20 protein-coding genes and 1 pseudogene are annotated in these 24,982 nt (G+C 53.3%); 11 read left to right on the forward strand and 10 right to left on the reverse strand.

Going from position 1 to position 24,982, the window contains the following annotated elements; translation table 11 throughout:
- The first annotated feature begins 6 nt into the window (after positions 1-6).
- Positions 7-798, forward strand: a complete 792-nt coding sequence (locus AC0XWG_RS03330; protein WP_108089576.1) for a DUF2950 family protein — start codon at positions 7-9, stop codon at positions 796-798.
- A 70-nt stretch (positions 799-868) separates the two neighbouring features.
- Here AC0XWG_RS03330 and traT read toward each other — a convergent pair whose 3' ends face one another.
- From traT to pdhR, 5 genes are all read right to left on the reverse strand, one after another.
- Positions 869-1,600 (reverse strand): conjugal transfer complement resistance protein TraT, encoded by a 732-nt coding sequence (gene traT, locus AC0XWG_RS03335; protein WP_028016706.1) that lies wholly within the window; start codon positions 1,598-1,600, stop codon positions 869-871.
- 195 nt (positions 1,601-1,795) lie between these two features.
- A complete protein-coding gene (gene lpdA, locus AC0XWG_RS03340; protein WP_023332094.1) occupies positions 1,796-3,220 on the reverse strand; it encodes a dihydrolipoyl dehydrogenase in 1,425 nt (474 codons plus the stop codon).
- A 175-nt stretch (positions 3,221-3,395) separates the two neighbouring features.
- Positions 3,396-5,291 carry a pyruvate dehydrogenase complex dihydrolipoyllysine-residue acetyltransferase gene (gene aceF / locus AC0XWG_RS03345; protein WP_128348261.1) on the reverse strand — a complete coding sequence of 632 codons (1,896 nt, stop codon included), beginning with the start codon at positions 5,289-5,291 and terminating at the stop codon, positions 3,396-3,398.
- 14 nt (positions 5,292-5,305) lie between these two features.
- Positions 5,306-7,969 (reverse strand): pyruvate dehydrogenase (acetyl-transferring), homodimeric type, encoded by a 2,664-nt coding sequence (aceE, locus tag AC0XWG_RS03350; protein WP_028016704.1) that lies wholly within the window; start codon positions 7,967-7,969, stop codon positions 5,306-5,308.
- Positions 7,970-8,092: 123 nt separating this feature from the next.
- Positions 8,093-8,857 (reverse strand): pyruvate dehydrogenase complex transcriptional repressor PdhR, encoded by a 765-nt coding sequence (pdhR, locus tag AC0XWG_RS03355; RefSeq protein WP_008501960.1) that lies wholly within the window; start codon positions 8,855-8,857, stop codon positions 8,093-8,095.
- Between the two features lie 537 nt (positions 8,858-9,394).
- Here pdhR and aroP point away from each other — a divergent pair.
- The 3 genes from aroP (at position 9,395) to AC0XWG_RS03370 (ending at position 13,291) form a co-directional block, all read left to right on the forward strand.
- Positions 9,395-10,765 carry an aromatic amino acid transporter AroP gene (gene aroP, locus AC0XWG_RS03360; protein WP_028016703.1) on the forward strand — a complete coding sequence of 457 codons (1,371 nt, stop codon included), beginning with the start codon at positions 9,395-9,397 and terminating at the stop codon, positions 10,763-10,765.
- A gap of 167 nt (positions 10,766-10,932) precedes the next feature.
- Positions 10,933-12,330, forward strand: coding sequence for a glycoside-pentoside-hexuronide (GPH):cation symporter (locus tag AC0XWG_RS03365; protein WP_028016702.1), 1,398 nt, complete (start codon positions 10,933-10,935; stop codon positions 12,328-12,330).
- Positions 12,331-12,340: 10 nt separating this feature from the next.
- A complete protein-coding gene (locus tag AC0XWG_RS03370; protein WP_129323928.1) occupies positions 12,341-13,291 on the forward strand; it encodes a glycoside hydrolase family 43 protein in 951 nt (316 codons plus the stop codon).
- A gap of 18 nt (positions 13,292-13,309) precedes the next feature.
- Here the strand turns inward: AC0XWG_RS03370 and ampE are convergent, their stop codons facing one another.
- Together ampE and ampD are read right to left on the reverse strand one after the other, a co-directional pair.
- A complete protein-coding gene (ampE, locus tag AC0XWG_RS03375) occupies positions 13,310-14,164 on the reverse strand; it encodes a beta-lactamase regulator AmpE (RefSeq protein ID WP_028016700.1) in 855 nt (284 codons plus the stop codon).
- Between the two features lie 9 nt (positions 14,165-14,173).
- A complete protein-coding gene (gene ampD, locus AC0XWG_RS03380; RefSeq protein WP_028016699.1) occupies positions 14,174-14,725 on the reverse strand; it encodes a 1,6-anhydro-N-acetylmuramyl-L-alanine amidase AmpD in 552 nt (183 codons plus the stop codon).
- 87 nt (positions 14,726-14,812) lie between these two features.
- Between ampD and nadC the strand changes: the two genes are divergently transcribed.
- The 4 genes and pseudogenes from nadC to hofC all read left to right on the forward strand — a co-directional run bounded on the left by nadC (position 14,813) and on the right by hofC (position 18,885).
- Positions 14,813-15,706 carry a carboxylating nicotinate-nucleotide diphosphorylase gene (gene nadC, locus AC0XWG_RS03385; protein WP_028016698.1) on the forward strand — a complete coding sequence of 298 codons (894 nt, stop codon included), beginning with the start codon at positions 14,813-14,815 and terminating at the stop codon, positions 15,704-15,706.
- Between the two features lie 174 nt (positions 15,707-15,880).
- Entirely contained in the window at positions 15,881-16,318 is a 438-nt protein-coding gene (gene ppdD, locus AC0XWG_RS03390; protein ID WP_028016697.1) for a prepilin peptidase-dependent pilin, read from the forward strand.
- A gap of 10 nt (positions 16,319-16,328) precedes the next feature.
- Positions 16,329-17,711: pseudogene (gene gspE, locus AC0XWG_RS03395) on the forward strand (type II secretion system protein GspE).
- The gene (gene hofC, locus AC0XWG_RS03400; RefSeq protein ID WP_475680377.1) at positions 17,701-18,885 is read left to right on the forward strand and encodes a protein transport protein HofC; all 1,185 of its coding nucleotides are present in this window, start codon (positions 17,701-17,703) and stop codon (positions 18,883-18,885) included. The pseudogene gspE and the gene hofC overlap by 11 nt, the downstream one beginning before the upstream one ends.
- Positions 18,886-18,918: 33 nt before the next feature.
- Here the strand turns inward: hofC and AC0XWG_RS03405 are convergent, their stop codons facing one another.
- Positions 18,919-19,962 carry a GMP reductase gene (locus AC0XWG_RS03405; protein ID WP_049005275.1) on the reverse strand — a complete coding sequence of 348 codons (1,044 nt, stop codon included), beginning with the start codon at positions 19,960-19,962 and terminating at the stop codon, positions 18,919-18,921.
- A gap of 228 nt (positions 19,963-20,190) precedes the next feature.
- On the opposite strand from AC0XWG_RS03405, the gene coaE reads away from it, so the two are divergent.
- Genes coaE through yacG form a run of 3 tightly spaced genes read left to right on the forward strand, consistent with a single transcriptional unit; the run spans position 20,191 to position 21,758 of the window.
- Entirely contained in the window at positions 20,191-20,811 is a 621-nt protein-coding gene (gene coaE, locus AC0XWG_RS03410; protein WP_028016693.1) for a dephospho-CoA kinase, read from the forward strand.
- A complete protein-coding gene (gene zapD, locus AC0XWG_RS03415; RefSeq protein ID WP_028016692.1) occupies positions 20,811-21,554 on the forward strand; it encodes a cell division protein ZapD in 744 nt (247 codons plus the stop codon). Before coaE ends, zapD begins: the two co-directional genes overlap by 1 nt.
- Positions 21,555-21,563: 9 nt before the next feature.
- Complete coding sequence (yacG, locus tag AC0XWG_RS03420; RefSeq protein ID WP_028016691.1) at positions 21,564-21,758, forward strand: DNA gyrase inhibitor YacG; 195 nt, start codon at positions 21,564-21,566, stop codon at positions 21,756-21,758.
- Between the two features lie 34 nt (positions 21,759-21,792).
- Here yacG and mutT read toward each other — a convergent pair whose 3' ends face one another.
- Positions 21,793-22,185, reverse strand: coding sequence for an 8-oxo-dGTP diphosphatase MutT (gene mutT / locus AC0XWG_RS03425; protein ID WP_028016690.1), 393 nt, complete (start codon positions 22,183-22,185; stop codon positions 21,793-21,795).
- 57 nt (positions 22,186-22,242) lie between these two features.
- On the reverse strand, positions 22,243-24,948 hold the full coding sequence (gene secA, locus AC0XWG_RS03430; protein ID WP_028016689.1) for a preprotein translocase subunit SecA: 2,706 nt from the start codon (positions 24,946-24,948) through the stop codon (positions 22,243-22,245).
- Positions 24,949-24,982 lie beyond the last annotated feature (34 nt).

Here is a 24,982-nt window from a genome sequence, read left to right on the forward strand (position 1 = left end):
GCCGACATGAAAAGTAAACTACTCAGTGGAATGGTGTTGTTCATGCTTTCGGCCTCGGCGATGGCGCAACAATCTTTTAGCACGCCTGACCAGGCGACCGACGCACTGGCAAATGCCATTCGTGATCAGAATGAAAGTGCAATGAATAACCTGCTTGGAGAGAACTGGCGCGATTTCCTGCCCCCTGAAGGGGTTGATCCTGATGCCGTCGATCGCTTCCTGCGCGACTGGAAAGTCCGTCATAACACCGTTGTTGAAGGTAATACGGCGCATCTTGTTGTCGGAGAGACTGACTGGCAGCTCCCTATTCCGGTCATCAAGACCAATTCCGGCTGGCAATTTGATATCAAAGAAGGTGCTGAGGAGATCCTGACCCGCGAAATTGGGCGTAACGAGCTCGCAGCGATTGAAGCATTACATGCTTACGTGGATGCACAGCAGAGCTATTATGCGATGAACCAGAAGTATGCCCAGAAGATCGTCAGCACCACAGGGAAAAAGGACGGTTTGTACTGGCCTGCATCACCCGGTGAAACGCCCAGCCCGCTCGGCCCGGCCTTCAGTCCAAAAGAACCGGGTACTGGGTATCACGGCTATCGCTTCAGAATTTTGCCGGATAACCACGGTTTCGCAATGGTTGCCTGGCCGGTCAGCTACGGCCAGACGGGCGTAATGAGCTTTTTGATAAATCAGGACGACAAGGTGTTTCAGTCGGATCTCGGCAGCGATTCGGAGCATAAGGCGCGGGCGCTGGCCTCATATGCTCCTGATAAAACCTGGCAGCCCGTCGAGCCCTGAATGTGCGGTAGCTCTTCTCCAGCGAGGCCTGTAGGCCGGGTAAGGCGAAGTCGCCGCCCGGCTTTTTAACTTACAGAATATTTGCGACCGATTTTGCCAGTTGCGCTTCCAGAACCGGTTTCGCTTCTTCGAATTTCAGGTTCACTTTATTAGCATTAGACACGACACGTGTCTGATACTTAGCACGATCGCCCTGCTCGGAACTGGTCTGCAGTTTCACGCCCGATGTGCCCTGGCGCAGTGCCGCGATGTTATCGGTGGTGACTTTTGCTTTGCTACGCTCAGAGATCTGCAGGTCGGTCACCATGGTATAGTTCACATCTTCTACCATCGCATCCGCCGCCATACCGATCAGACCTGCCGCCAGACCCACACCCAACGCCGCACCAGAAGAGTTGCTGTTGTAGGCCGTAATACCGGCACCCAGCGCAGCACCAACAGCGGCACCTTCATAGCCGGTTTTCAGATAGCCCTGAGATTCTCGCAGGTCCATTTTGTCTGCTTTCAGAACGTTAGCCTGCACCCAATAGTATGCGCTGTCAGGAGAGCTGGTGACCTTGTATCCCTTGGCACTCAGATCGTTTGCCAGCAGCGTCTGCAGGTTGCTCATGTCTTTATCAGAGGTGTTTTTAACCTGAATGTAGACTGTTTTTTCGTTAGATGGCTCCAGCCAGATGGTTTCGCTCATCTGAGTTTTCACTTCCAGATTACGTTTTTTCACCGCAGTGGTCATCGCACCACACCCGGTCAGCGTCATCGCTGCTGCCACTAAGCCAATCACCGCAACTTTCTTCAAAGACATGTTATTTCCTTTTTTCGTGTAATCAAAAGTCCAGAACCCCTAAACCGTGCGGCCAGTAGCTACACAATGGTGAAAAAGGTATCGGCAGATGAGAGAAATTTTTTAGCGGAAATATCAATAAGATACCTACCATAATGGGTAGGCTTTAGACAAAAAAAACGCCTCCGAAGAGGCGTTTAGCAATCGTGAAGAAACTTATTTCTTCTTCGCTTTCGCGTTTGGCAGGTCGGTGATGCTGCCTTCAAACACTTCTGCCGCCAGGCCCACAGACTCGTGCAGAGTTGGGTGAGCGTGGATAGTCAGCGCGATGTCTTCAGCGTCACAACCCATTTCGATAGCCAGACCGATTTCACCCAGCAGCTCACCGCCGTTGGTACCGACAATCGCACCACCGATAACGCGGTGAGTCTCTTTGTCGAAGATCAGTTTGGTCATACCGTCTGCGCAGTCGGAAGCAATAGCACGGCCAGAAGCAGCCCACGGGAAGGTGGCGGTTTCGTAGCTGATGCCTTTCTCTTTCGCTTCTTTCTCAGTCAGACCAACCCATGCAACTTCTGGCTCGGTGTACGCGATGGATGGGATCACTTTCGGATCGAAGTAGTGTTTCATGCCGGCGATAACTTCAGCGGCAACGTGACCTTCATGAACACCTTTGTGTGCCAGCATTGGCTGACCGACGATATCGCCGATAGCAAAGATGTGCGGCACGTTGGTGCGCAGCTGTTTGTCAACGCGGATGAAGCCACGGTCGTCCACTTCCACGCCAGCTTTGCCCGCGTCGAGGTTTTTACCGTTCGGCACACGGCCGATAGCCACCAGCACGGCGTCGTAACGCTGTGGTTCGGATGGGGCTTTTTTGCCTTCCATGGAAACGTAAATACCGTCTTCTTTCGCTTCAACGGCAGTGACTTTGGTTTCCAGCATCAGGTTGAATTTCTTGCTGATGCGTTTGGTGAAGACTTTAACGATGTCTTTGTCAGCAGCCGGGATAACCTGGTCGAACATTTCAACCACGTCAATATCTGAACCCAGCGCATGGTACACGGTACCCATTTCCAGACCGATGATACCGCCACCCATAACCAGCAGGCGTTTTGGAACGGTTTTCAGTTCCAGCGCATCGGTGGAATCCCAAACACGAGGATCTTCGTGTGGAATGAATGGCAGTTCGATTGGGCGAGAGCCTGCCGCGATGATCGCGTTGTCGAAGTTAATCACGGTTTTACCGTTTTCGCCTTCCACTTCCAGGGTGTTCGCACCGGTGAATTTACCCAGACCGTTTACCACTTTCACTTTACGGCCTTTGGCCATACCTGCCAGACCGCCGGTCAGCTGAGTGATAACTTTCTCTTTCCAGGTACGAATTTTGTCGATATCGGTTTTCGGCTCGCCGAAGACGATACCGTGTTCTGCCAGCGCTTTGGCTTCTTCGATAACTTTGGCTACGTGCAGCAGCGCTTTAGAAGGGATACAGCCGACGTTCAGACAAACACCACCGAGGGTGCTGTAACGTTCTACGATGACGGTTTCCAGACCTAAATCCGCGGCGCGGAATGCTGCGGAGTAACCTGCCGGGCCTGCCCCAAGTACTACGACCTGAGTTTTGATTTCTGTGCTCATCATGACCTCTTAATTTATACCCGTCGTCCACCGGGTCGTTCTATCCGCCCGCAGTTTACAAAATTGTTAACAATTTTGAAACAACAAACGGCTCACGAATTATCGCTTTCGCCAATAACCTCACAAACACCATGAGATTACCAGAAAAAAGCCGGCCGTCAGGCCGGCTTTTCGATTACATCACCAGGCGGCGAATGTCGCTCAGGGTGTTGTTGATGATGGTGATGAAACGCGCACCATCAGCACCGTCGATCACGCGGTGGTCGAAGGACAGAGAGATTGGCATCATCAGACGCGGTACGAACTCTTTGCCATTCCACACCGGCTCCATCGCGGACTTGGACACACCAAGGATCGCAACTTCAGGCGCGTTCACAATCGGTGCGAAGTGGGTTGTACCCAGGCCACCGATGCTGGAGATAGTGAAGCAACCGCCCTGCATTTCGCCTGCAGTCAGCTTACCATCACGCGCTTTTTTGGAAATCACGGTCAGTTCACGGGACAGCTCAGTGATGCTCTTCTTGTTCACGTCTTTGAAGACCGGAACAACCAGACCATTTGGCGTATCAACCGCAACACCGATGTTGATGTATTTCTTCAGCGTCAGCTTCTGGCCATCTTCGGACAGGGAGCTGTTGAAGCGTGGCATCTGCTCAAGAGCAGCGGCAACGGCTTTCATGATGAAGACCACTGGGGTGAATTTCACGTCCAGTTTACGCTTCTCAGCTTCGGCGTTCTGCTGTTTACGGAACGCTTCCAGATCGGTGATATCGGTTTTGTCGAAGTGCGTAACGTGCGGGATCATCACCCAGTTACGGCTCAGGTTAGCACCAGAGATTTTCTGGATACGGCCCAGTTCCACTTCTTCGATTTCGCCGAACTTGCTGAAGTCCACTTTCGGCCATGGCAGCATGCCCGGGATGCCGCCGCCTACCGCTGCAGCTGGTGCAGCTTCAGCGCGTTTCACCGCGTCTTTCACGTAAGTCTGAACGTCTTCGCGCAGGATACGACCTTTACGGCCAGTCCCTTTCACTTTCGCCAGGTTAACACCGAATTCGCGCGCCAGGCGACGAATCAGCGGAGTCGCGTGGACGTAAGCGTCGTTTTCAGCGAACTCAGATTTGCCTTCCGCTTTTGCAGCAGGGGCAGCAGCTGGTTTAGCAGCCTGAGCCGGTGCAGCAGTTGGTGCTGGAGCAGCCGCGGCCGCCGGAGCAGCAGCAGGCGCAGCGCCTTCTACTTCGAAGACCATGATCAGAGAGCCGGTAGACACTTTGTCGCCAGTGCTGATTTTGATCTCTTTAACGGTACCCGCGAATGGCGCAGGGACTTCCATGGAAGCCTTGTCGCCTTCAACGGTGATCAGTGACTGTTCAGCGGCAACTTTGTCGCCCACTTTAACCATCACTTCGGTCACTTCAACTTCGTCACCGCCGATGTCTGGTACATTAACGTCTTTCGCGCCACCAGCAACCGCTGGAGCCGCGGCCGCCGGAGCAGCTGCCTGTGCAGGCGCAGCAGCAGGTGCAGCACCCGCCACTTCGAAGATCATGATCAGAGAGCCAGTAGACACTTTGTCACCGGTGTTGATCTTGATCTCTTTAACGGTACCCGCGAACGGCGCTGGCACTTCCATAGAGGCTTTGTCGCCTTCTACGGTGATCAGTGACTGCTCAGCCGCAACGGTATCGCCCACTTTCACCAGGATCTCAGTGACTTCAACTTCGTCACCGCCGATGTCAGGCACGTTAACTTCTTTCGCGCTCGCGGCAGCTGCTGGAGCAGCGGCGGCCGGAGCGGCTTTCTTCTCTTCCTGCGCAGGTGCAGCAGTTGCTGCACCGTCGGCGGAATCGAAAATCATGATCAGTTTGCCAGTCTCGGTTTTATCGCCAACAGAGACTTTGATCTCTTTAACGATGCCAGCCTGAGGAGACGGGACTTCCATAGAGGCTTTGTCGCCTTCTACGGTGATCAGCGACTGTTCAGCTTCAACTTTGTCGCCTACTTTGACCAGGATCTCGGTGATTTCAACTTCATCAGCCCCGATGTCCGGTACATTGATTTCGATAGCCATTATTCTTTTACCTCTTACGCCAGACGCGGGTTAACTTTTTCTGCATCGATGTTGAATTTGGTAATTGCTTCCGCAACCACTTTCTTATCGATTTCGCCACGTTTAGCCAGTTCGCCCAGTGCTGCTACAACCACGTAAGAAGCATCAACTTCGAAGTGGTGACGCAGGTTTTCGCGGCTGTCAGAACGACCGAAGCCGTCAGTACCCAGTACGCGATAATCATCAGCTGGTACGTAAGTACGAACCTGCTCAGCGAACAGTTTCATATAGTCAGTAGACGCCACCGCTGGCGCGTCGTTCATCACCTGAGCGATGTACGGAACGCGCGGGGTTTCCATTGGGTGCAGCATGTTCCAGCGCTCACAATCCTGGCCATCACGCGCCAGTTCAGTGAAGGAGGTCACAGAGTACACATCGGAACCGACACCGTAGTCTTTCGCCAGGATCTGTGCTGCTTCACGTACGTGACGCAGGATAGAACCGGAGCCCAGCAGCTGAACTTTACCTTTGCTACCTTCGAGGGTTTCGAGTTTGTAGATACCTTTACGGATACCTTCCTCGGCACCTGCTGGCATTGCCGGCATGTGGTAGTTTTCGTTCAGGGTGGTGATGTAGTAGTAAACGTTCTCTTGTGCTTCACCGTACATGCGCTGCAGACCGTCATGCATGATGACTGCCACTTCGTACGCGTAAGACGGGTCGTAAGAGATACAGTTAGGGATAGTCAGAGACTGAATGTGGCTGTGACCATCTTCGTGCTGCAGACCTTCACCGTTCAGGGTCGTACGACCGGAAGTACCGCCTACCAGGAAGCCGCGAGCCTGTTGGTCGCCAGCCTGCCAGCACAGGTCACCGATACGCTGGAACCCGAACATGGAGTAGTAGATGTAGAACGGGATCATTGGCAGGTTGTTGGTGCTGTAAGAGGTCGCAGCAGCCAGCCAGGATGCGCCAGCACCCAGTTCGTTGATACCTTCCTGCAGGATCTGACCTTTCTCGTCTTCTTTGTAGTATGCAACCTGCTCACGGTCCTGCGGGGTGTACTGCTGGCCGTTCGGGCTGTAGATACCGATCTGACGGAACAGACCTTCCATACCGAAAGTACGCGCTTCGTCGGCGATGATTGGAACCAGACGATCTTTGATCGATTTGTTCTTCAGCATCACGTTCAGGGCACGAACGAAAGCGATGGTGGTAGAGATTTCTTTGTTCTGCTCTTCCAGCAGCTGAGAGAAGTCTTCCAGCGCTGGCAGTTCCAGTTTCTCGGTGAAGTTAGGCTGACGAGCTGGCAGGTAGCCTTTCAGCGCCTGACGACGTTCGTGCAGGTACTTGTGCTCTTCAGAGCCTTCCGGGAAGGTGATGTAAGACAGGTTTTCTACCTGCTCATCGGTCACTGGAACGTTGAAACGGTCGCGGATATAACGCACGCCGTCCATGTTCATTTTCTTAACCTGGTGAGCGATGTTTTTACCTTCTGCGGTATCACCCATGCCGTAACCTTTGATGGTGTGGGCCAGGATTACAGTCGCTTTACCTTTGGTTTCCTGCGCTTTTTTCAGTGCAGCGTAGACTTTCTTCGGATCGTGACCACCACGGTTCAGGGCCCAGATCTGCTCGTCAGTCCAGTCTGCAACCAGTGCTGCGGTTTCAGGATATTTACCGAAGAAGTGCTCACGAACGTAGGCACCGTCTTTGGATTTGAAGGTCTGGTAGTCACCGTCAACGGTTTCGTTCATCAGCTGGATCAGTTTACCGCTGGTGTCTTTACGCAGCAGCTCATCCCAACGACCGCCCCACATGACTTTAATCACGTTCCAGCCAGCACCGGCGAAGATGCCTTCCAGTTCGTTGATGATCTTACCGTTACCGGTGACCGGACCATCCAGACGCTGCAGGTTACAGTTGATGATGAAGCACAGGTTGTCCAGCTTCTCACGGGTCGCGATGGTGATCGCACCTTTAGATTCTGGCTCATCCATTTCACCGTCGCCCAGGAAGGCGTATACGGTCTGCTCAGAGGTGTCTTTCAGACCACGGTGTTCCAGATATTTCAGGAACTTAGCCTGGTAGATCGCACCGATTGGGCCCAGCCCCATAGAAACGGTCGGGAACTGCCAGAAGGTTGGCATCAGTTTAGGGTGCGGATAAGAAGACAGACCTTTACCGTGAACTTCCTGACGGAAGTTGTTCATCTGCTCTTCAGTCAGACGACCTTCCAGGAATGCACGTGCATAGATGCCCGGAGAGATGTGGCCCTGGAAGTACACCAGATCGCCGCCGTCTTTCTCGTTCGCTGCACGGAAGAAGTGGTTGAAGCACACTTCGTAAACGGTTGCAGAAGACTGGAAGGACGCCATGTGGCCACCCAGTTCCAGGTCTTTCTTGGATGCGCGCAGAACGGTCATGATGGCGTTCCAGCGAATTGCAGAACGGATACGACGTTCCAGATCCAGATTGCCCGGGTATTCCGGTTCGTCTTCGACGGCAATCGTGTTTACGTAGTTGCTAGCCCCTGCACCTGAAGCAACCTTCACACCGCCTTTGCGGGCTTCAGAAAGCAGCTGATCAATCAGATACTGAGCGCGCTCAACACCTTCTTCACGGATGACCGATTCGATCGCCTGTAGCCAGTCGCGAGTTTCGATCGGATCCACGTCATTTTGGAGACGTTCTGACATGGGGGTATTCCTTATCTATCTAATACGTTGATTTGTCTGGAACCTGTCCCATTGTGCTCTTGGGCAAGAACACAATAAGACAGGTTCTGCGTTTAGTTGCCGCGCTCTAAAAGTACCTGGCGCTTAATCCTTTCGTTGCTGTATGCGGCGTAATGAACGTTCGCGACGCGATTGTTCACGGCTGCGGTCCAGCAAGATTTCCTCAATGAAAGCCAGATGTCGGTGCGACGCTTCGCGCGCCTGCTCCGGTTCCCCGGCCATTATCGCCTCGAATACTCGGGTGCGATGGTTGCTTACCAGTGGGAGCATGTCCCGACGGGCATACAACAATTCAAAATTCTGACGAACGTTCTGGGCCAGCATGGGCTCCATGCAGCGTAGCAGATGGAGGAGCACCACATTGTGGGCCGCTTCGGTGACGGCAATTTGATACTGGACGACGGCGCTGGACTCGGCGTCTAAATCGCCGGACTGCTGTGCCCGTTCAATGGCCTGATGCAGTTCGCGGATACGCACGCGATCTTCATCAGTGCTGCGAAGAGCGGCGTAATAGGCCGCAATACCTTCAAGCGCGTGACGGGTCTCAAGCAGGTCAAACTGGGATTCTGGGTGGTCAGAGAGAAGTTCTACCAGCGGATCGCTGAAGCTCTGCCACAGGCTGTTTTGCACAAAGGTTCCGCCGCCCTGGCGACGAAGCAGCAAGCCCTTTGCTTCGAGACGTTGAATCGCCTCACGCAGAGAGGGACGCGAAACGTCGAACTGTTTTGCCAGCTCGCGTTCTGGCGGAAGTTTCTCACCCGGGCGCAGAGTCCCTTCGAGGATTAAAAACTCCAGCTGCTGCTCAATCACATCAGATAGTTTTGGTTGGCGAATTTTGCTGTAGGCCATATTCCCTGTCTTACGCCTTTTTGCCCGGAGTCAATTGGTCTTACCAATTTCTATTTCGTATCGCTAAAGTAACAAAGTATTCACCTTCTGTCCATATTGGTTTTGATTGAAATCAGTAAACCCTGCACATTTTAACAACCTTACAGAAATAACGTTTCAGAAATGTAACTTTGCACAAATGAGTTGATTACTACTAAAGAGGGAGTTTTAACCATAATGAAACGAGGTTTTTTGCAATCTGAAGCGATTCAACAAAGCAAATAATGAAATTTCGCCCACTTATGGCGCATTTCTATTCTATAGGTTGGGATACGAAGGGTGAGCGGAGCGATTTACAAATGCTTTCTTTTTATTCAACTCGTCATCCGTACGTCATAAAGCAGGTGCATTCGCAGGCACTTACCACTATTCTGGCGATTACGGAAGTCATCTACGATTTTTTCGGTATCATTAACCGTAAAGAAATAAATACAGAAAACGGACATTCATAATTACACACGCCCAGCGTGAACATAACAACCACACACGAGGTTTCAAATGGAAGCTCAACAGCACGGCGATCAGCTAAAGCGCGGCCTGAAAAACCGCCACATTCAGCTCATCGCTTTGGGTGGTGCTATCGGTACCGGCCTGTTTCTGGGAAGCGCATCCGTTATCCAGTCTGCCGGCCCTGGCATTATTTTGGGTTACGCTATCGCAGGTTTTATTGCTTTTCTGATCATGCGTCAGTTAGGTGAAATGGTCGTTGAAGAACCCGTTGCCGGTTCTTTCAGTCACTTTGCCTATAAGTACTGGGGGAGCTTCGCGGGCTTCGCCTCTGGCTGGAATTACTGGGTGCTGTACGTACTCGTTGCCATGGCTGAACTTACCGCTGTCGGTAAGTACATTCAGTTCTGGTACCCGGAGATCCCAACCTGGGCCTCTGCTGCGGCCTTCTTCGTCATCATTAACGCCATCAACCTGACCAACGTCAAAGTGTTCGGCGAGATGGAGTTCTGGTTCGCCATCATCAAAGTTATCGCCGTTGTGGCCATGATCATCTTCGGTGGCTGGCTGCTGTTCAGCGGTAACGGTGGCCCGCAGGCGACCGTACGTAACCTGTGGGAACAGGGCGGATTCCTGCCACACGGCATGAGCGGCCTGGTAATGATGATGGCAATCATCATGTTCTCCTTCGGGGGGCTGGAGCTGGTGGGCATCACCGCAGCTGAAGCCGACAACCCGGAGCAGAGCATCCCGAAAGCCACTAACCAGGTTATCTACCGTATTCTGATCTTCTATGTGGGTTCACTGGCTGTGCTGCTCTCCCTGCTGCCGTGGACGCGCGTGACCGCGGATACCAGCCCGTTTGTGCTGATCTTCCACGAGCTGGGCGATACCTTCGTGGCAAACGCCCTGAACATCGTGGTGCTGACTGCAGCGCTGTCCGTTTACAACAGCTGCGTATACTGCAACAGCCGTATGCTGTTTGGTCTGGCTCAGCAAGGTAACGCCCCGAAAGCCCTGCTCAACGTCGACAAACGTGGTGTGCCGGTAAACACCATTATCGTATCGGCCATTGTGACGGCGCTGTGTGTACTGATTAACTATCTGGCCCCGGAATCCGCCTTCGGACTGCTGATGGCACTGGTGGTTTCGGCTCTGGTTATCAACTGGGCGATGATCAGCCTGGCGCACATCAAGTTCCGCCGCGCCAAACAGCAGCAAGGTGTGACTACGCGTTTCCCGGCTCTGCTTTATCCGTTGGGTAACTGGGTGTGTCTGCTGTTCATGGCCGCAGTGCTGGTCATCATGCTGATCACCCCGGGAATGGCGATTTCCGTGTACCTGATCCCGGTCTGGATAGCGATCCTCGGCGTGGGTTATCTGGTTAAACAGAAAAACGGCAACGCGGTGAAAGCACACTAATCTGCCCTTCCACTCTGCACGCCTTTTCCGATGTGCAGAGTGTTGTTACCTTCCTCACAAATTCCCGCCAACAGCAATTTTATCCATATCACCGACGCGATACTGCAACGCAAAAATTCCTTTGCCAGCAAATAATTCTCTCCATACCGCAATCTGGAGAGCAGTTAATGGATAACAGCAAACTGTCAGTAAAAGAAAAGATCGGCTATGGGATGGGAGACGCAGGATGCAACATCATCTTCGGCGCCATCATGTTGTTTGTTAACTATTTCTATACGGATATTTTTGGTCTGGCACCTGCGCTGGTCGGCGTATTGCTGTTGTCTGTTCGTGTCATTGATGCCGTAACAGATCCTATTATGGGTGCTATCGCTGACCGTACCCGCAGTAAATATGGGCGGTTTCGTCCATGGCTGCTGTGGATCGCCGTCCCCTATGCACTGTTCAGTATCCTGATGTTCACCACGCCAGAGTGGAGCTATAACAGCAAAGTTATCTATGCCTTTGTCACCTACTTCCTGCTGTCGCTGACCTACACCGCCATCAACATTCCGTACTGCTCGCTGGGTGGCGTGATTACTAACGACCCTAAAGAGCGCGTCGCCTGTCAGTCTTATCGCTTCGTGATGGTCGGTATTGCGACGCTGCTGCTGTCACTCACCTTGCTGCCGATGGCCGACTGGTTTGGTGGGGATAACAAAGCCAAAGGTTACCAGATGGCGATGACCGTACTGGCGCTGATTGGTACCTGTATGTTCCTGTTCTGCTTCGCCACCGTCCGCGAGCGTGTGCGACCGGCGGTACAGACGCATGACGAATTGAAAAACGACCTGAAAGACGTGTGGAAGAACGATCAATGGGTGCGCATTCTGCTGTTAACCCTGTGCAACGTCTGTCCGGGTTTTATCCGCATGGCGGCGACCATGTATTACGTCACCTGGGTTATGGGCCAGAGCACCCACTTCGCCACGCTGTTTATCAGCCTCGGGGTGGTCGGCATGATGCTCGGCAGTATGCTGGCGAAAGTATTAACTGACCGCTGGTGTAAGCTGAAGGTGTTCTTCTGGACCAACATCGCGCTGGCAATTTTCTCCTGTGCATTCTATTTCTTCGACCCGAAAGCCACCGTCACCATCGTTGTGCTCTACTTCCTGCTGAATATCCTGCATCAAATCCCGTCGCCGCTGCACTGGTCGCTGATGGCTGATGTCGATGACTATGGCGAGTGGAAAACCGGAAAACGCATCACGGGTATCAGTTTCTCCGGCAACATCTTCTTCCTCAAGCTGGGGCTGGCGGTTGCCGGTGCAATGGTGGGCTTCCTGCTCTCCTGGTACGGTTACGATGCCGGTGCGAAAGCGCAGAGCGCGGACGCCATCAACGGTATTGTGCTGCTGTTCACGGTGATTCCGGGCGTTGGATATCTGATTACCGCGGGAGTGGTGCGTCTGCTGAAAGTGGACCGTGAAACCATGAAGCAGATCCAGTCCGATCTGCAAAAGCGTCGTAACAACTATCGCGAGCTGAACGATTATCCGGAACTCAAAGCCGCTGAGACAAAATAAGGAACGCCGAATGCAAACCTGGCCAAACCCGTTTATTGAGCAACGCGCCGATCCGTACATTTTGTACCACGCGGGGCAATACTATTTTATTGCCTCCGTGCCGCAGTATGACAGGCTGGCAATCCGCCGCGCAGATTCGCTGGAAGGGCTGCGCAGCGCCGACGAAGTAGTGGTGTGGCGTAAACCCGACACCGGCCCTATGAGCGAGTTAATATGGGCGCCGGAGCTGCATCATATTGACGGTAAGTGGTACATCTACTTTGCAGCGGCACACACTCAGGCGCTCGACAGGCTCGGCATGTTCCAGCACCGCATGTTTGTGCTGGAATGTACTGACCGCGATCCGCTCGCGGGCACGTGGGAGGAGAAAGGTCAGGTCATCACGCCATTTGACACCTTTGCGCTGGATGCCACCACTTTTGTGCACCAGGGGAAACGCTGGTATCTGTGGGCGCAAAAAGCCCCGGATATCTCCGGTAACTCCAACCTCTATCTGTGTGAAATGGAAAATCCGTGGACGCTAAAAGGCGAGGCGGTGATGCTCAGCAAGCCGGAGTATGACTGGGAGTGCCGTGGATTTTGGGTTAACGAAGGCCCGGCAGTACTGTTTCACGGCGACAAACTCTTCATCAGCTATTCCGCCAGCGCGACCGATGAGAACTACTGCATGGGTCTATTGTGGATCGATATGACCGCCGATCCGCAAAACCCGGCGAACTGGCAGAAATCTCCTCGCCCGGTATTCACCACCAGCGATGAAAATCGCCAGTATGGCCCAGGGCACAACAGCTTTACGCAGACGCCGGATGGGGAAGATGTGCTGGTGTATCACGCACGTAACTACACCGAAATTGAAGGCGATCCGCTTTACGATCCGAACCGTCATACCCGCCTGAAGCTTGTCCGCTGGAAAGAAAACGGGATGCCTGATTTCGGCATCCCGCCTGCGGATACGCTTTAGTGTTTATGGCGCGCTGGCCTACACCAGCGTGCCGTAAATGGTCAGCAGCGCCACGACCACCACCACCACAAATGACGTTTTCTTCGCCATCGACACTGCGGCTTTTGGCGTTTCAATCTTATCGGTATGCGGCTCGCGCGCCAGAGAGAACTGAGCCAGACGCGTTAACACCTGGTACTGCGACGTATGGCGATCGGCAAGAGAAGCGAACCACGCAGGCAACGCTTTTTCACCGTGACCAATCAACGCATACACCACACCCACGAACCGCACCGGGAGCCAGTCAAGCACATGCAAAATGGCATCAATCCCAGACTGCAAGCGCTCATGCGGCGTCAGATAGCGGGCAAGCCAGGTCTGCCAGGCACGAAGAAAAGCATAACCCATCAGCAATACCGGTCCCCACGGGCCCCCCACCACAAACCAGAACAGCGGTGCCAGGTAGTAACGAAAGTTAATCCACAGAAGCGCGTTTTGCAGCTCACGTAAAAACTCACGTTCATCGCAATCCGGTGGCACCCCATGGATCATGGTCAGTTCGCTCGCCATCGCACTACGTGCATGGGCATCATCACGAGATGCCGCTTTAAGATAAGCGTGATAATGCAAACGTACCTTCCCCGCGCCAATGCACAACACACCCAGCAGGATCCACACAACAAGTAGCGGCACGTTGAAAAAGAGTCCGTGCAGCGAGCGCAGCAGCAGAAACGTAATCACCATTACCCCTGCCAGCATCAGCAGCGTGCGCAGCATGGAAAAGTGCTTAATCCGGCGGAAAAGCACCTCCAGCCGGTGATCCAGATGCCAGTGCTCGCCGAGTTTGAACAGGCGTTCGGCGATGATGACCAGCAGCATGGTAAACAACGTCATGTTATCTCCTTATTCTGACGGCGCAGTAAGCATGGCGCGAAACCGGGACCAGTCAAAGGCCGGGCCGGGATCGGTTTTTCTCGCCGGAGCGATATCACTGTGTCCCGTGATATTTTCGGCGATGGCCGGGTAGAGTCCAATAAGCGTTTTGGTGACAGCCACGAGCTGTTGATACTGTGAATCGGTATAGGGCACGGTATCAGTGCCTTCCAGCTCGATTCCTATAGAAAAATCGTTGCATCGTTCGCGCCCCTGGTACATCGACACCCCGGCATGCCAGGCGCGTTTATCAAAGGGAACATACTGAACGACTTCACCATCGCGACGAATCAGACAATGAGCCGACACGCGCAGATGTGCAATCTCAGCAAAGAAAGGATGGGCATCAGGATCTATCGTTCCTGTGAATAATGCATCGATCCACGGACCGCCAAACTCACCCGGCGGGAGACTAATATTATGAACAACCAGCAGTGTGGGCTTTTCATCCTCCGGGCGGCAGTCGTGGTGCGGCGAGGGCACATGCCGCGCATCCACCAGCCATCCGTTTTCTAACAACATGCTGGAACTCCTTATGTATGGTGCTGTTACTCGGTTCAGAGTAGCATGTTTCAATATTATGATTCGTTACCAATTTGGAGTTTTATCATGCCGCCTCGCCGCTACAACCCCGACCACCGACGTGAAGCGCTTCTGGAACGTATTAATATGGATATTCCGGCAAGCGTTGCCCATGCTTTGAAAGAAGATCTGGGCGGTGACATCAATGCCGAAAAGGATATTACTGCCCAATTATTGCCAAAAGAAGCACGTTCGCACGCGGTCATTATCACTCGTGAAGATGGCGTTTTTTGCGGCAAGCGCTGGGTTGAAGAGGTCTTTACCCAACTGGCGGGGGATGATGTGCAGATCACCTGGCATGTTGAAGACGGCGATGCGATTACGGCAAACCAGCCGCTGTTTGAGCTGAATGGTCCTTCACGCGTTTTGCTCACCGGTGAACGAACCGCGCTTAACTTCGTCCAGACCTTATCCGGGGTGGCAAGTGAAGTACGCCGCTACGTTGACCTGCTTGTCGGCACCCGTACGCAGTTACTGGATACCCGCAAAACACTGCCGGGCCTGCGTACGGCGCTGAAATACGCGGTGCTCTGTGGCGGCGGCGCAAACCATCGGCTGGGGTTGTCAGACGCGTTCCTGATTAAAGAGAACCATATTATTGCCTCGGGTTCGGTGCGTCAGGCGGTTGAAAAAGCCTTCTGGCTGCACCCGGATGTCCCTGTCGAAGTGGAAGTCGAAAACCTGGAAGAACTTGTGCAGGCGATAAAAGCCGGAGCCGATATCATCATGCTCGATAACTTCGAAACCGAGCAGATGCGTGAGGCAGTAAAACTGACTAACGGACAGGCTCAGCTTGAGGTATCCGGCAATGTGACGTTCGATACTATCCGTGAATTCGCCGAGACCGGTGTTGATTACATCTCCGTCGGGGCGCTGACCAAACACGTGCGTGCCCTCGACCTCTCGATGCGCTTTAAATAGTGTCTTCTCCCCTCTCCGCCTGGAGAGGGGAATTTCAGCTCCGCTCGCAAATCCGTTGTCCTTCCCTGCAACACCGAATGAATTCTCTGAAGCCCCCTTCCCGTTCCCTTTTTTGTGCCTCGTACCTGCCCTTTTGCGCTGTCAGAGTAGCGCCATTCAACATAAGGAGCAGACATGGACAGACAACAGGGATTTACACTCATTGAGCTGATGGTGGTCATTGGCATTATTGCCATTCTGAGCGCCATCGGCGTACCCGCATACCAGAATTACCTGCGAAAAGCCGCGCTGACCGATATGCTGCAAACCTTCGTTCCCTACCGCACCGCCATTGAGCTTTGCGCACTGGATCATGGTGGGTTGGAACGTTGTGACGCGGGCAGTAACGGTATCCCTTCCCCTACCACAACGCGTTACGTCTCAGGAATGAGCGTGGCGAAAGGGATTGTGATCTTAACGGGACAGGAGAGTCTCAACGGGCTGGAGGTGGTCATGACGCCACAGTGGAACGACGGCAACGGCATGACGGGCTGGATGCGTGACTGCAACATCAGTGCTGACAGTACGCTTAAACAAGCTTGTGAAGATGTTTTCCGCTTCGACACTAACTGAGGAGCAGAGAATGAATACGGATCAACTCCTGGCACTCTGTCTGCGCCATCACGCTCTGCTGCTAACCAGCGATAGTGACATGATTAGCATCGCCGTCGTGGGAAACCCTGGCAGTGAGTTAATGGAAGCCCTGCGTTTCGCGACCCAAAAACGGATTGATATCGAATGCTGGAGCACTGAGCGTATGGAAAAACACCGGCAGTTAACGTCACAATCACATCTGCCTGTCGTTTCTCCTTCACATTCAGCAGTAGATATCCTCAACCACACGCTGCAACAGGCGATAAACCAACGCGCATCAGACATTCATATAGAACCGATGGAGCACGCATGTCAGATCCGCTTACGTATTGACGGCGTACTGTGCCCGCAACCTCCGCTTTCTGCAGCACTGGCAACCCAGTTCAGCGCGCGTTTAAAAGTGTTAAGTAACCTGGATATTGCCGAGCGCCGTTTACCGCAGGACGGTCAGTTTACGATTGAGCTGGCAAATGAGCCGATCTCATTTCGAATCGCCACGCTTCCCTGCAGCGGTGGCGAGAAAATTGTGCTGCGCCTGTTGCATCAGGTTCAGCAGGCTCTTGAGCCGAAAGCACTTGGTATGAGTACTGAACAACTGACCTGCTTTAACGACGCTCTTCATCAGCCACAGGGGCTGATTCTGGTCACGGGTCCCACAGGCAGCGGCAAAACGGTGACGCTTTACAGTGCGTTGCAGGCCCGTAACACGCCGGATGTTAACATCTGTAGCGTGGAGGATCCCATTGAGATCCCCCTTGCGGGATTAAACCAGACGCAGATTAATCCCCGCGCGGGCTTAACATTTCAGAGCGTGCTGAGAGCGCTGCTACGTCAGGATCCAGACATCATTATGGTCGGCGAAATTCGTGATGGTGAAACGGCTGAGATTGCCATTAATGCCGCCCAGACCGGGCATCTGGTGTTATCGACGCTGCACACTAACTCAACAACAGAAGCCCTGACTCGCCTGGAGCAGATGGGCGTGGCGCGCTGGATGATATCTTCCGCACTCTCGATGGTGATAGCTCAACGCCTGGTTCGTCGTCTGTGCCCACATTGTCGCCGGGAAGCCAGCGAAAACGCTGAATTACCTCGCTCAGTCTGGTGCAGACCGCTTCCACGCTGACAACCCACAGGTTGCGATCGTTGCTATCACGGTTTCTATGGCCGCGTGGCCATTTTTGAAGTTCTTGCGATCGATAGTTTCCTGCGGCAGGCCATTGCCAGCGGCGCAGGAACCGAAGTGATAGAAGCAAGTGCCCGACAGGCAGGAATGCTTTCCCTGTTCGAACACGGCTGTATCGCGGTTGAACAGGGGCTGACCACGCTCGAAGAGTTGCTGCGCGTTCTGGGAATGCCCGATGGTTGCTAATCAACTCTGGCGCTGGCGAGCGCTTTCCATTGAAGGAGAGCCCCGGAATGGAACACTCTGGGCGACAGACCGTAATGCGGCTTTCACCAGACTGATGCGTAACGAGTTGCATCCGCTGTCAGTGACCCGATGCTCACAGAAATACCGCTGGCGGCCACATCACTGCTACGAGATGTTTCGCCAGCTCGCGACTCTTCTGCAGGCTGGGCTGACATTGTCCCATAGTCTGCAAATGCTGGCGGACCAGCATCCATTAAAGCCCTGGCAGGCACTCCTGCAAAGCATTGCCGATGAACTTGGTGAAGGATGCCCTTTTTCTGAGGCACTAAAGCGATGGCCTGCGGTCTTTAGCCCATTGCATGTCTCGATGGTGAAAACCGGTGAGCTAACAGGAAAACTGGAGGAGTGCTGCCGCCAGCTAGCACAGCAACAAAAGTCTCAGCAGCAGCTCAGTGCAAAAGTGAAAAAGGCACTGCGCTATCCGGTGATAATCCTGATGCTGGCTGTAATCGTCGTGCTGGCGATGGTCACTCTGGTCTTACCTGAATTTGCCGCTATCTACAGGACGTTTAATACCCCGCTCCCGAAACTGACACAGATTGTCATGGGGATGGCCGCCTTTATGCAGTCATATTCCCTCGCACTGTTCTCGGGACTGCTTGTACCTGTGGCTGCCGCCTGGATTCTGCGAAATGCCCCTCGCTGGCAACGTATCTTGCTGCATACTCCCGTCATGGGCGCACTGGCAAAAGGCCAAAAACTGGGACAGATCTTTACCGTGCTGTCGCTTACACAACAGGCGGGTATTCCCTTTTTACAGGGGCTGGAGAGCGCGGAGGAAACCGTTGAAAGTTGTTACTGGCGGGGGATACTCCGCTGCGTTCGGGAGGACATTGAAAAAGGTCTCCCCATCTGGTCATCCTTCCAGAAGACGGCAATCTTTACCCCGCTGTGTATTCAGCTTTTACGAACCGGTGAAATGTCAGGTGCGTTGGACGTCATGCTGAAGAACCTTGCCCACCATCACACGGAGCAAACCTTCCAGCAGGCAGATAACCTGGCGGCACTTCTGGAGCCTTTGCTTCTGATTGTGACGGGAGTCATCATCGGCACACTGGTGGTGGCAATGTACCTGCCTATTTTCCATCTGGGGGATGCGATGAGTGCAGGATAATGCTGGCGCACGGGCATGCGCCAGCTGAAGCTATTACAGACTGTTGAACACGCGGTTTTCCTGCTCCTGAACGCGGATAAACGTAGTACGTTTCGTCAGCTCTTTCAGACGGGATGCCCCAACATAGGTGCAGGCTGAGCGTAAGCCGCCAAGGATATCGCGCGCAGTATTTTCGACCGGGCCACGCAGTGGCAGCTTCACGGTTTTGCCTTCAGCCGCGCGGTATTTTGCTACGCCACCGACGTGACGGGTCATCGCAGATTCAGAGCTCATCCCGTAGAACAGCATAAATTTCTCGCCATTCTCTTCAACAACAGTGCCACCACTCTCTTCGTGACCTGCCAGCATACCGCCGAGCATCACGAAGTCTGCGCCGCCGCCAAAGGCCTTCGCAACATCACCCGGCATGGTGCAACCGCCGTCGCTGATGATTTGGCCGCCCAGACCATGCGCAGCATCAGCGCACTCAATCACGGCGGAAAGCTGCGGATAACCGACACCGGTTTTAACGCGCGTGGTGCATACGGAACCCGGGCCAATGCCTACTTTCACAATGTCGGCACCGGAAAGGATCAGCTCTTCACACATTTCGCCGGTCACCACGTTACCCGCGATGATGGTTTTGGTCGGCCAGGCTTCGCGAGCCTTGCTGACAAACTGCACGAAGTGCTCGGAATAGCCGTTCGCCACATCAATACAGACGAAGTTTAGTGCTGGATTCGCATTCAGGATCTGTTTGGTCTTCTCAAAATCCGCATCGGATGTACCGGTAGAAACCATGACATGCTTAACCACATCGTCTGAAGCTGACGCAACAAATGCATTCCACTCTTCAGGAGAGTAGTGCTTATGCACAGCGGTGAGGACATCAAATTTTGCCAGCGCCGTTGCCATTTCAAATGTGCCCACAGTGTCCATGTTGGCAGCAATGATTGGCACACCAGACCAGGTCTGACCGGAATGTTTAAAGGTGAATTGACGTTCAAGTTCAACGTCTGAGCGACTTTTCAGTGTAGAGCGTTTAGGGCGGATAAGAACGTCTTTGAAACCTAACTTCAGATCTTCTTCAATACGCATGTGCGGATTCCTGGGGTTAGAGGCAAATATGTTAAAAGCACAACTCCAGTGACGTTATCATACGCACTAATACCTGCTCCGCAAGACTGCGAAATTCTCTTTTTTTACGCTACAATCCTATAAATTTACCTGGTAAAAAGCCGGTAAACGGGGCTAAACAGTTGCTGGGGCACCTAAGAGTTTTAATCAACTGATTTTAATAATGAATAATTCCCAGGATTTGATTTAATGGGGTATATCGTTGCATTAACCGGCGGCATCGGTAGTGGCAAAAGTACCGTTGCGGACGCTTTCTCTCGTCTGGGTATCACGATTATTGATGCCGATATCATTGCCCGCCAGGTGGTAGAGCCTAATACACCCGCGCTAAAGGCCATCGCAGAACATTTTGGTCAGGCAATCATCAATGCCGATGGCACTCTGAATCGCCGTCAGCTTCGCGAATGCATTTTTTCTGATTCTGCGGAAAAAGTCTGGCTTAATGCCTTGCTCCACCCCATTATCCACCAGGAAACCCAGCGTCAGATTGCCGCAGCCAGCTCACCCTATGTATTGTGGGTAGTTCCGTTACTGGTGGAAAATCAGTTGCAGAAAAAAGCCGACCGGGTGCTGGTGATTGATGTCTCTCCCGAAACGCAAATCCAGCGCACCATGATGCGCGACCGCGTCTCGCGTGAACATGCTGAACAAATTCTTGCCGCTCAGGCCACGCGCGATCAGCGCCTTGCCGTGGCGGATGATGTTATTGATAATAACGGCGCACCAGATGCCATTGCATCGGATGTTGCCCGTCTGCACGCGCAGTATCTGACGTTTGCCGCGCAGACCGTTGCACAGGAAAAACCATAATGTCGACTCACATCCTTTTTGAGCATCCGCTCAACGAAAAAATGCGTACCTGGTTACGTATCGAATTTCTCATTCAACAGCTTTCACAGCATCTCCCTGTCAACGATCATGCCACGGCGTTACACTTCTTCCGTAACGTGGGCGATCTACTGGATGTGATTGAACGCGGAGATGTCCGCACAGAATTGCTCAAAGAGCTGGAGCGCCAACAACGTAAATTGCAGGCCTGGACTGAGGTCCCCGGTGTCGATCAAAGCCGTATCGACGATCTCCGCCAGCAGTTGAAAGCCAGCAGCACCCTTCTGATGGCCGCGCCACGTGTTGGACAATTTTTGCGTGAAGACCGCCTGATTGGCCTGGTACGCCAGCGTCTGAGTATCCCTGGCGGTTGCTGTAGTTTCGATCTCCCGACGCTACATATGTGGCTGCATATGCCGCAAGCTCAACGTGACGCGCAGGTGAATAGCTGGCTGGCGAGTCTGGAGCCGATGCATCAGACGCTGTCGCTTATCCTCGATCTGATCCGTAACTCAGCCCCATTCCGTAAGCAAACCAGCCTGAACGGTTTCTACCAGGATAACGGTGATGACGCCGATCTTCTGCGCCTGAACTTATCGCTTGGCGAACAGCTTTACCCACAAATTTCCGGACATAAAAGTCGTTTCGCCATTCGCTTTATGCCACTCGACAGTGAAAATGGCACCGTGCCAGAACGTCTCGATTTTGAACTGGCCTGTTGTTGAGGAGTACCGATGTCTGACGTAACCACCGTAAACTGCCCGACCTGTGGCAAAACCGTTGTCTGGGGCGAAATGAGCCCATTCCGCCCATTCTGCTGTAAACGCTGTCAGTTGATTGATCTGGGAGAATGGGCAGCGGAGGAGAAACGCATTCCGAGTGAAGGCGATCTCACGGATAGCGATGACTGGAGCGAGAACCAGCAGTAACGTATAAAGCCTGCTGGCGCTTCGCTTAGCAGGCCTACCTGTTTGCCACTAATCGGCGGATCACAGGCTCATTAGCCGGTGGGAATTTTTCGGCATCACTTACCTGAAGTTCAACCCAATTACCCGGTTGTCCCTCTTTCCCCCAGGGTTCACCTTCCCAGCTTTCTACCAGCCAGAACCACAGCGTGATGTGCCTGTCCGGAAACTGGTATTCGAGCTTATCAAACAGCGTTGCGCCAAGTGGAGTAATCCCCACCTCTTCCTGCAGTTCGCGAACCAGCGCCTCTTCCGGCGTTTCACCTGATTCGATTTTCCCCCCCGGAAACTCCCATTTGTTCGCCATATGGGCGTCAGCCGCGCGCTGGGTAATGAAGATTTGGTTTTGCGGGTTGCGAATAATCCCGACGGCAATTTGCAGTATTTTCATAGTGTCACTTCCATAAAAAAGGCGCAGATGTCTGCGCCTTTTTGCTTTTTCATGAACTTAGTTCAGACGGCCGTGGCACGCCTTGTATTTTTTACCGGAACCACATGGGCACGGATCGTTACGGCCCACTTTACGATCGCCTGTCTGCGCTGCGATCGCCGCTGCGGCTTCACTGTCATCAGTCTGGTGGCTCAACTGTTGCATCTGTGCCAGACGCTCAGCTTCTTCGCGACGCTGCTGCTCCATCGCTTCCACTTCTTCCGGCATACGCACCTGAACCTTGCTCAGGGTGCTGATCACTTCATATTTCAGTGACTCCAGCATCGACGCAAACATCGAGAAGGATTCACGCTTATATTCCTGCTTCGGATCTTTCTGTGCATAGCCACGCAGGTGGATACCCTGACGCAGGTAGTCCATCGCCGCCAGGTGCTCTTTCCACAGTGAGTCCAGGGTCTGCAGCATCACACCTTTTTCGAAGTGACGCATCATCTCAGCACCAACGACTTCTTCCTTACGCTTGTAGACATCCAGCGCAGTTTCGTAGATACGTTCGCGCAGCGTCTCTTCATGCAGCTCAGGCTCTTTGTCCAGCCACTCTTTGATTGGCAGATCGAGGTCAAAGTCGTTTTTCAGACGTTCCTGGAGACCTTCGATATCCCACATCTCTTCCAGAGACTGCGGTGGAATATGCGCGTCGATAGTCGCTTTGAATACGTCTTCGCGAATGCTGTTAATGGTTTCGCTCACGTCAGACACGTCCAGCAGTTCGTTACGCTGGGTGTAGATCGCACGACGCTGATCGTTAGCCACATCATCATATTCCAGCAGTTGCTTACGAATATCGAAGTTGCGGCTTTCTACTTTACGCTGCGCGTTTGCAATCGCTTTGGTCACCCACGGGTGCTCAATGGCTTCGCCTGGTTTCATGCCCAGCTTACGCATCATGCCGGATACACGGTCTGAGGCGAAAATACGCATCAGCGCATCTTCCATAGACAGGTAGAAGCGGGAAGAACCGGCGTCACCCTGACGACCCGCACGACCACGCAGCTGGTTATCAATACGACGAGATTCGTGACGCTCGGTACCGATAATGTGCAAACCACCGGATGCCAGAACCGCGTCATGACGAACCTGCCAGTCGGCTTTGATCTGCGCAATCTGTTCTGGCGTTGGGTTTTCCAGTTCAGCCACTTCAGCCTGCCAGCTACCGCCCAGCATAATATCGGTACCACGGCCCGCCATGTTGGTGGCAATGGTCACGGCAGCCGGATAACCTGCCTGCGCAACGATATCTGCTTCTTTGGCGTGGAATTTAGCGTTCAGAACGTTGTGTTTGATACCCGCTTTAGTCAGCTCGTGAGAAACCACTTCGGATTTCTCGATGGAGATGGTCCCTACCAGAACCGGCTGACCATTCGCAGTACGATCGCGAATATCTTCGATGATCGCCTGAATTTTTTCCGCTTCGGTCATGTACACCAGGTCCGGCATATCCTTACGGATCATTGGACGGTTGGTTGGCACCACCACGGTATCCAGCTTATAGATCGAGCTGAATTCAAACGCTTCGGTATCGGCAGTACCGGTCATGCCCGCCAGCTTCTCGTACAGACGGAAGTAGTTCTGGAAGGTGATAGACGCCAGCGTCTGGTTTTCATTCTGAATATCCACACCTTCTTTGGCTTCCACAGCCTGGTGCAGGCCATCAGACCAGCGACGCCCCTGCATGGTACGGCCGGTGTGTTCATCGACGATGATCACTTCGCCGTCTTTTACGATGTAGTCGACGTCGCGGGTAAACAGGGCATGGGCACGCAGGGCTGCGGTCACGTGGTGCATCAGCATGATGTTGCTCGGAGAGTACAGAGACTCTCCCTCTTCCATGATGCCTTCAGCGACCAGCAGTTCTTCAATTTTCACCAGACCACGCTCGGTCAGGTTCACCTGGCGCGCTTTTTCATCAACGGAGAAGTGGCCTTCACCCTGGAAGGTATCGGAGTCTTCTTTCTCCTGACGCAGCAGGTGTGGAATGATTTTGTCGACTTTACGGTACATTTCAGAGCTGTCTTCAGCCGGGCCGGAGATAATCAGCGGAGTACGCGCTTCATCGATCAGGATGGAGTCCACCTCATCCACCAGCGCATAGTGCAGCTTACGCTGTACGCGCTCTTCCGGGCTGAACGCCATGTTGTCACGCAGGTAATCGAAGCCGTATTCGTTGTTGGTACCGTAGGTAATATCCGCGTTATACGCTTCACGCTTGGCTGGCGCAGGCAGACCAGACATGTTGATGCCGACAGTCATACCGAGGAATTCGAACAGTGGACGGTTGTTTTCGGCGTCACGCTGTGCCAGATAGTCGTTGACGGTGACGACGTGAACGCCTTTACCGGTCAGCGCGTTCAGGTATGCCGGCAGCGTTGCGGTCAGGGTTTTACCTTCACCGGTACGCATTTCCGCGATGCAGCGTTCGTTGAGCACCATACCACCCAGCAGCTGAACATCGAAGTGGCGCATGCCGAACACACGCTTGCTCGCTTCACGGACCACGGCGAAAGCTTCCGGGATCAGGCTTTCTAAGGTTTCACCTTTTTCCAGACGCGCACGGAATTCCGCCGTTTTGGCTTTCAGCTCGTCATCAGAGAGCTTCTCCATCGCCGGTTCCATGCCATTGATGACTGCGACGGCTTTGCGCATACGGCGCAGGGTACGATCGTTACGACTACCGAAAACTTTGGTTAATAATTTGATTAGCATAATAAATTCTCAAACGCCCCATCGTGGGCAGATA

Source organism: Enterobacter sp. DVT3837 (assembly GCF_056238685.1).

Excerpts from the sequence above, each read along its gene's own strand:
- AC0XWG_RS03330 (WP_108089576.1), top strand. The coding sequence starts at position 7 with ATGAAAAGTAAACTACTCAGTGGAATGGTGTTGTTCATGCTTTCGGCC.
- traT (WP_028016706.1), bottom strand. The coding sequence starts at position 1,600 with ATGTCTTTGAAGAAAGTTGCGGTGATTGGCTTAGTGGCAGCAGCGATG.
- lpdA (WP_023332094.1), bottom strand. The coding sequence starts at position 3,220 with ATGAGCACAGAAATCAAAACTCAGGTCGTAGTACTTGGGGCAGGCCCG.
- aceF (WP_128348261.1), bottom strand. The coding sequence starts at position 5,291 with ATGGCTATCGAAATCAATGTACCGGACATCGGGGCTGATGAAGTTGAA.
- aceE (WP_028016704.1), bottom strand. The coding sequence starts at position 7,969 with ATGTCAGAACGTCTCCAAAATGACGTGGATCCGATCGAAACTCGCGAC.
- pdhR (WP_008501960.1), bottom strand. The coding sequence starts at position 8,857 with ATGGCCTACAGCAAAATTCGCCAACCAAAACTATCTGATGTGATTGAG.
- aroP (WP_028016703.1), top strand. The coding sequence starts at position 9,395 with ATGGAAGCTCAACAGCACGGCGATCAGCTAAAGCGCGGCCTGAAAAAC.
- AC0XWG_RS03365 (WP_028016702.1), top strand. The coding sequence starts at position 10,933 with ATGGATAACAGCAAACTGTCAGTAAAAGAAAAGATCGGCTATGGGATG.
- AC0XWG_RS03370 (WP_129323928.1), top strand. The coding sequence starts at position 12,341 with ATGCAAACCTGGCCAAACCCGTTTATTGAGCAACGCGCCGATCCGTAC.
- ampE (WP_028016700.1), bottom strand. The coding sequence starts at position 14,164 with ATGACGTTGTTTACCATGCTGCTGGTCATCATCGCCGAACGCCTGTTC.
- ampD (WP_028016699.1), bottom strand. The coding sequence starts at position 14,725 with ATGTTGTTAGAAAACGGATGGCTGGTGGATGCGCGGCATGTGCCCTCG.
- nadC (WP_028016698.1), top strand. The coding sequence starts at position 14,813 with ATGCCGCCTCGCCGCTACAACCCCGACCACCGACGTGAAGCGCTTCTG.
- ppdD (WP_028016697.1), top strand. The coding sequence starts at position 15,881 with ATGGACAGACAACAGGGATTTACACTCATTGAGCTGATGGTGGTCATT.
- hofC (WP_475680377.1), top strand. The coding sequence starts at position 17,701 with ATGGTTGCTAATCAACTCTGGCGCTGGCGAGCGCTTTCCATTGAAGGA.
- AC0XWG_RS03405 (WP_049005275.1), bottom strand. The coding sequence starts at position 19,962 with ATGCGTATTGAAGAAGATCTGAAGTTAGGTTTCAAAGACGTTCTTATC.
- coaE (WP_028016693.1), top strand. The coding sequence starts at position 20,191 with ATGGGGTATATCGTTGCATTAACCGGCGGCATCGGTAGTGGCAAAAGT.
- zapD (WP_028016692.1), top strand. The coding sequence starts at position 20,811 with ATGTCGACTCACATCCTTTTTGAGCATCCGCTCAACGAAAAAATGCGT.
- yacG (WP_028016691.1), top strand. The coding sequence starts at position 21,564 with ATGTCTGACGTAACCACCGTAAACTGCCCGACCTGTGGCAAAACCGTT.
- mutT (WP_028016690.1), bottom strand. The coding sequence starts at position 22,185 with ATGAAAATACTGCAAATTGCCGTCGGGATTATTCGCAACCCGCAAAAC.
- secA (WP_028016689.1), bottom strand. The coding sequence starts at position 24,948 with ATGCTAATCAAATTATTAACCAAAGTTTTCGGTAGTCGTAACGATCGT.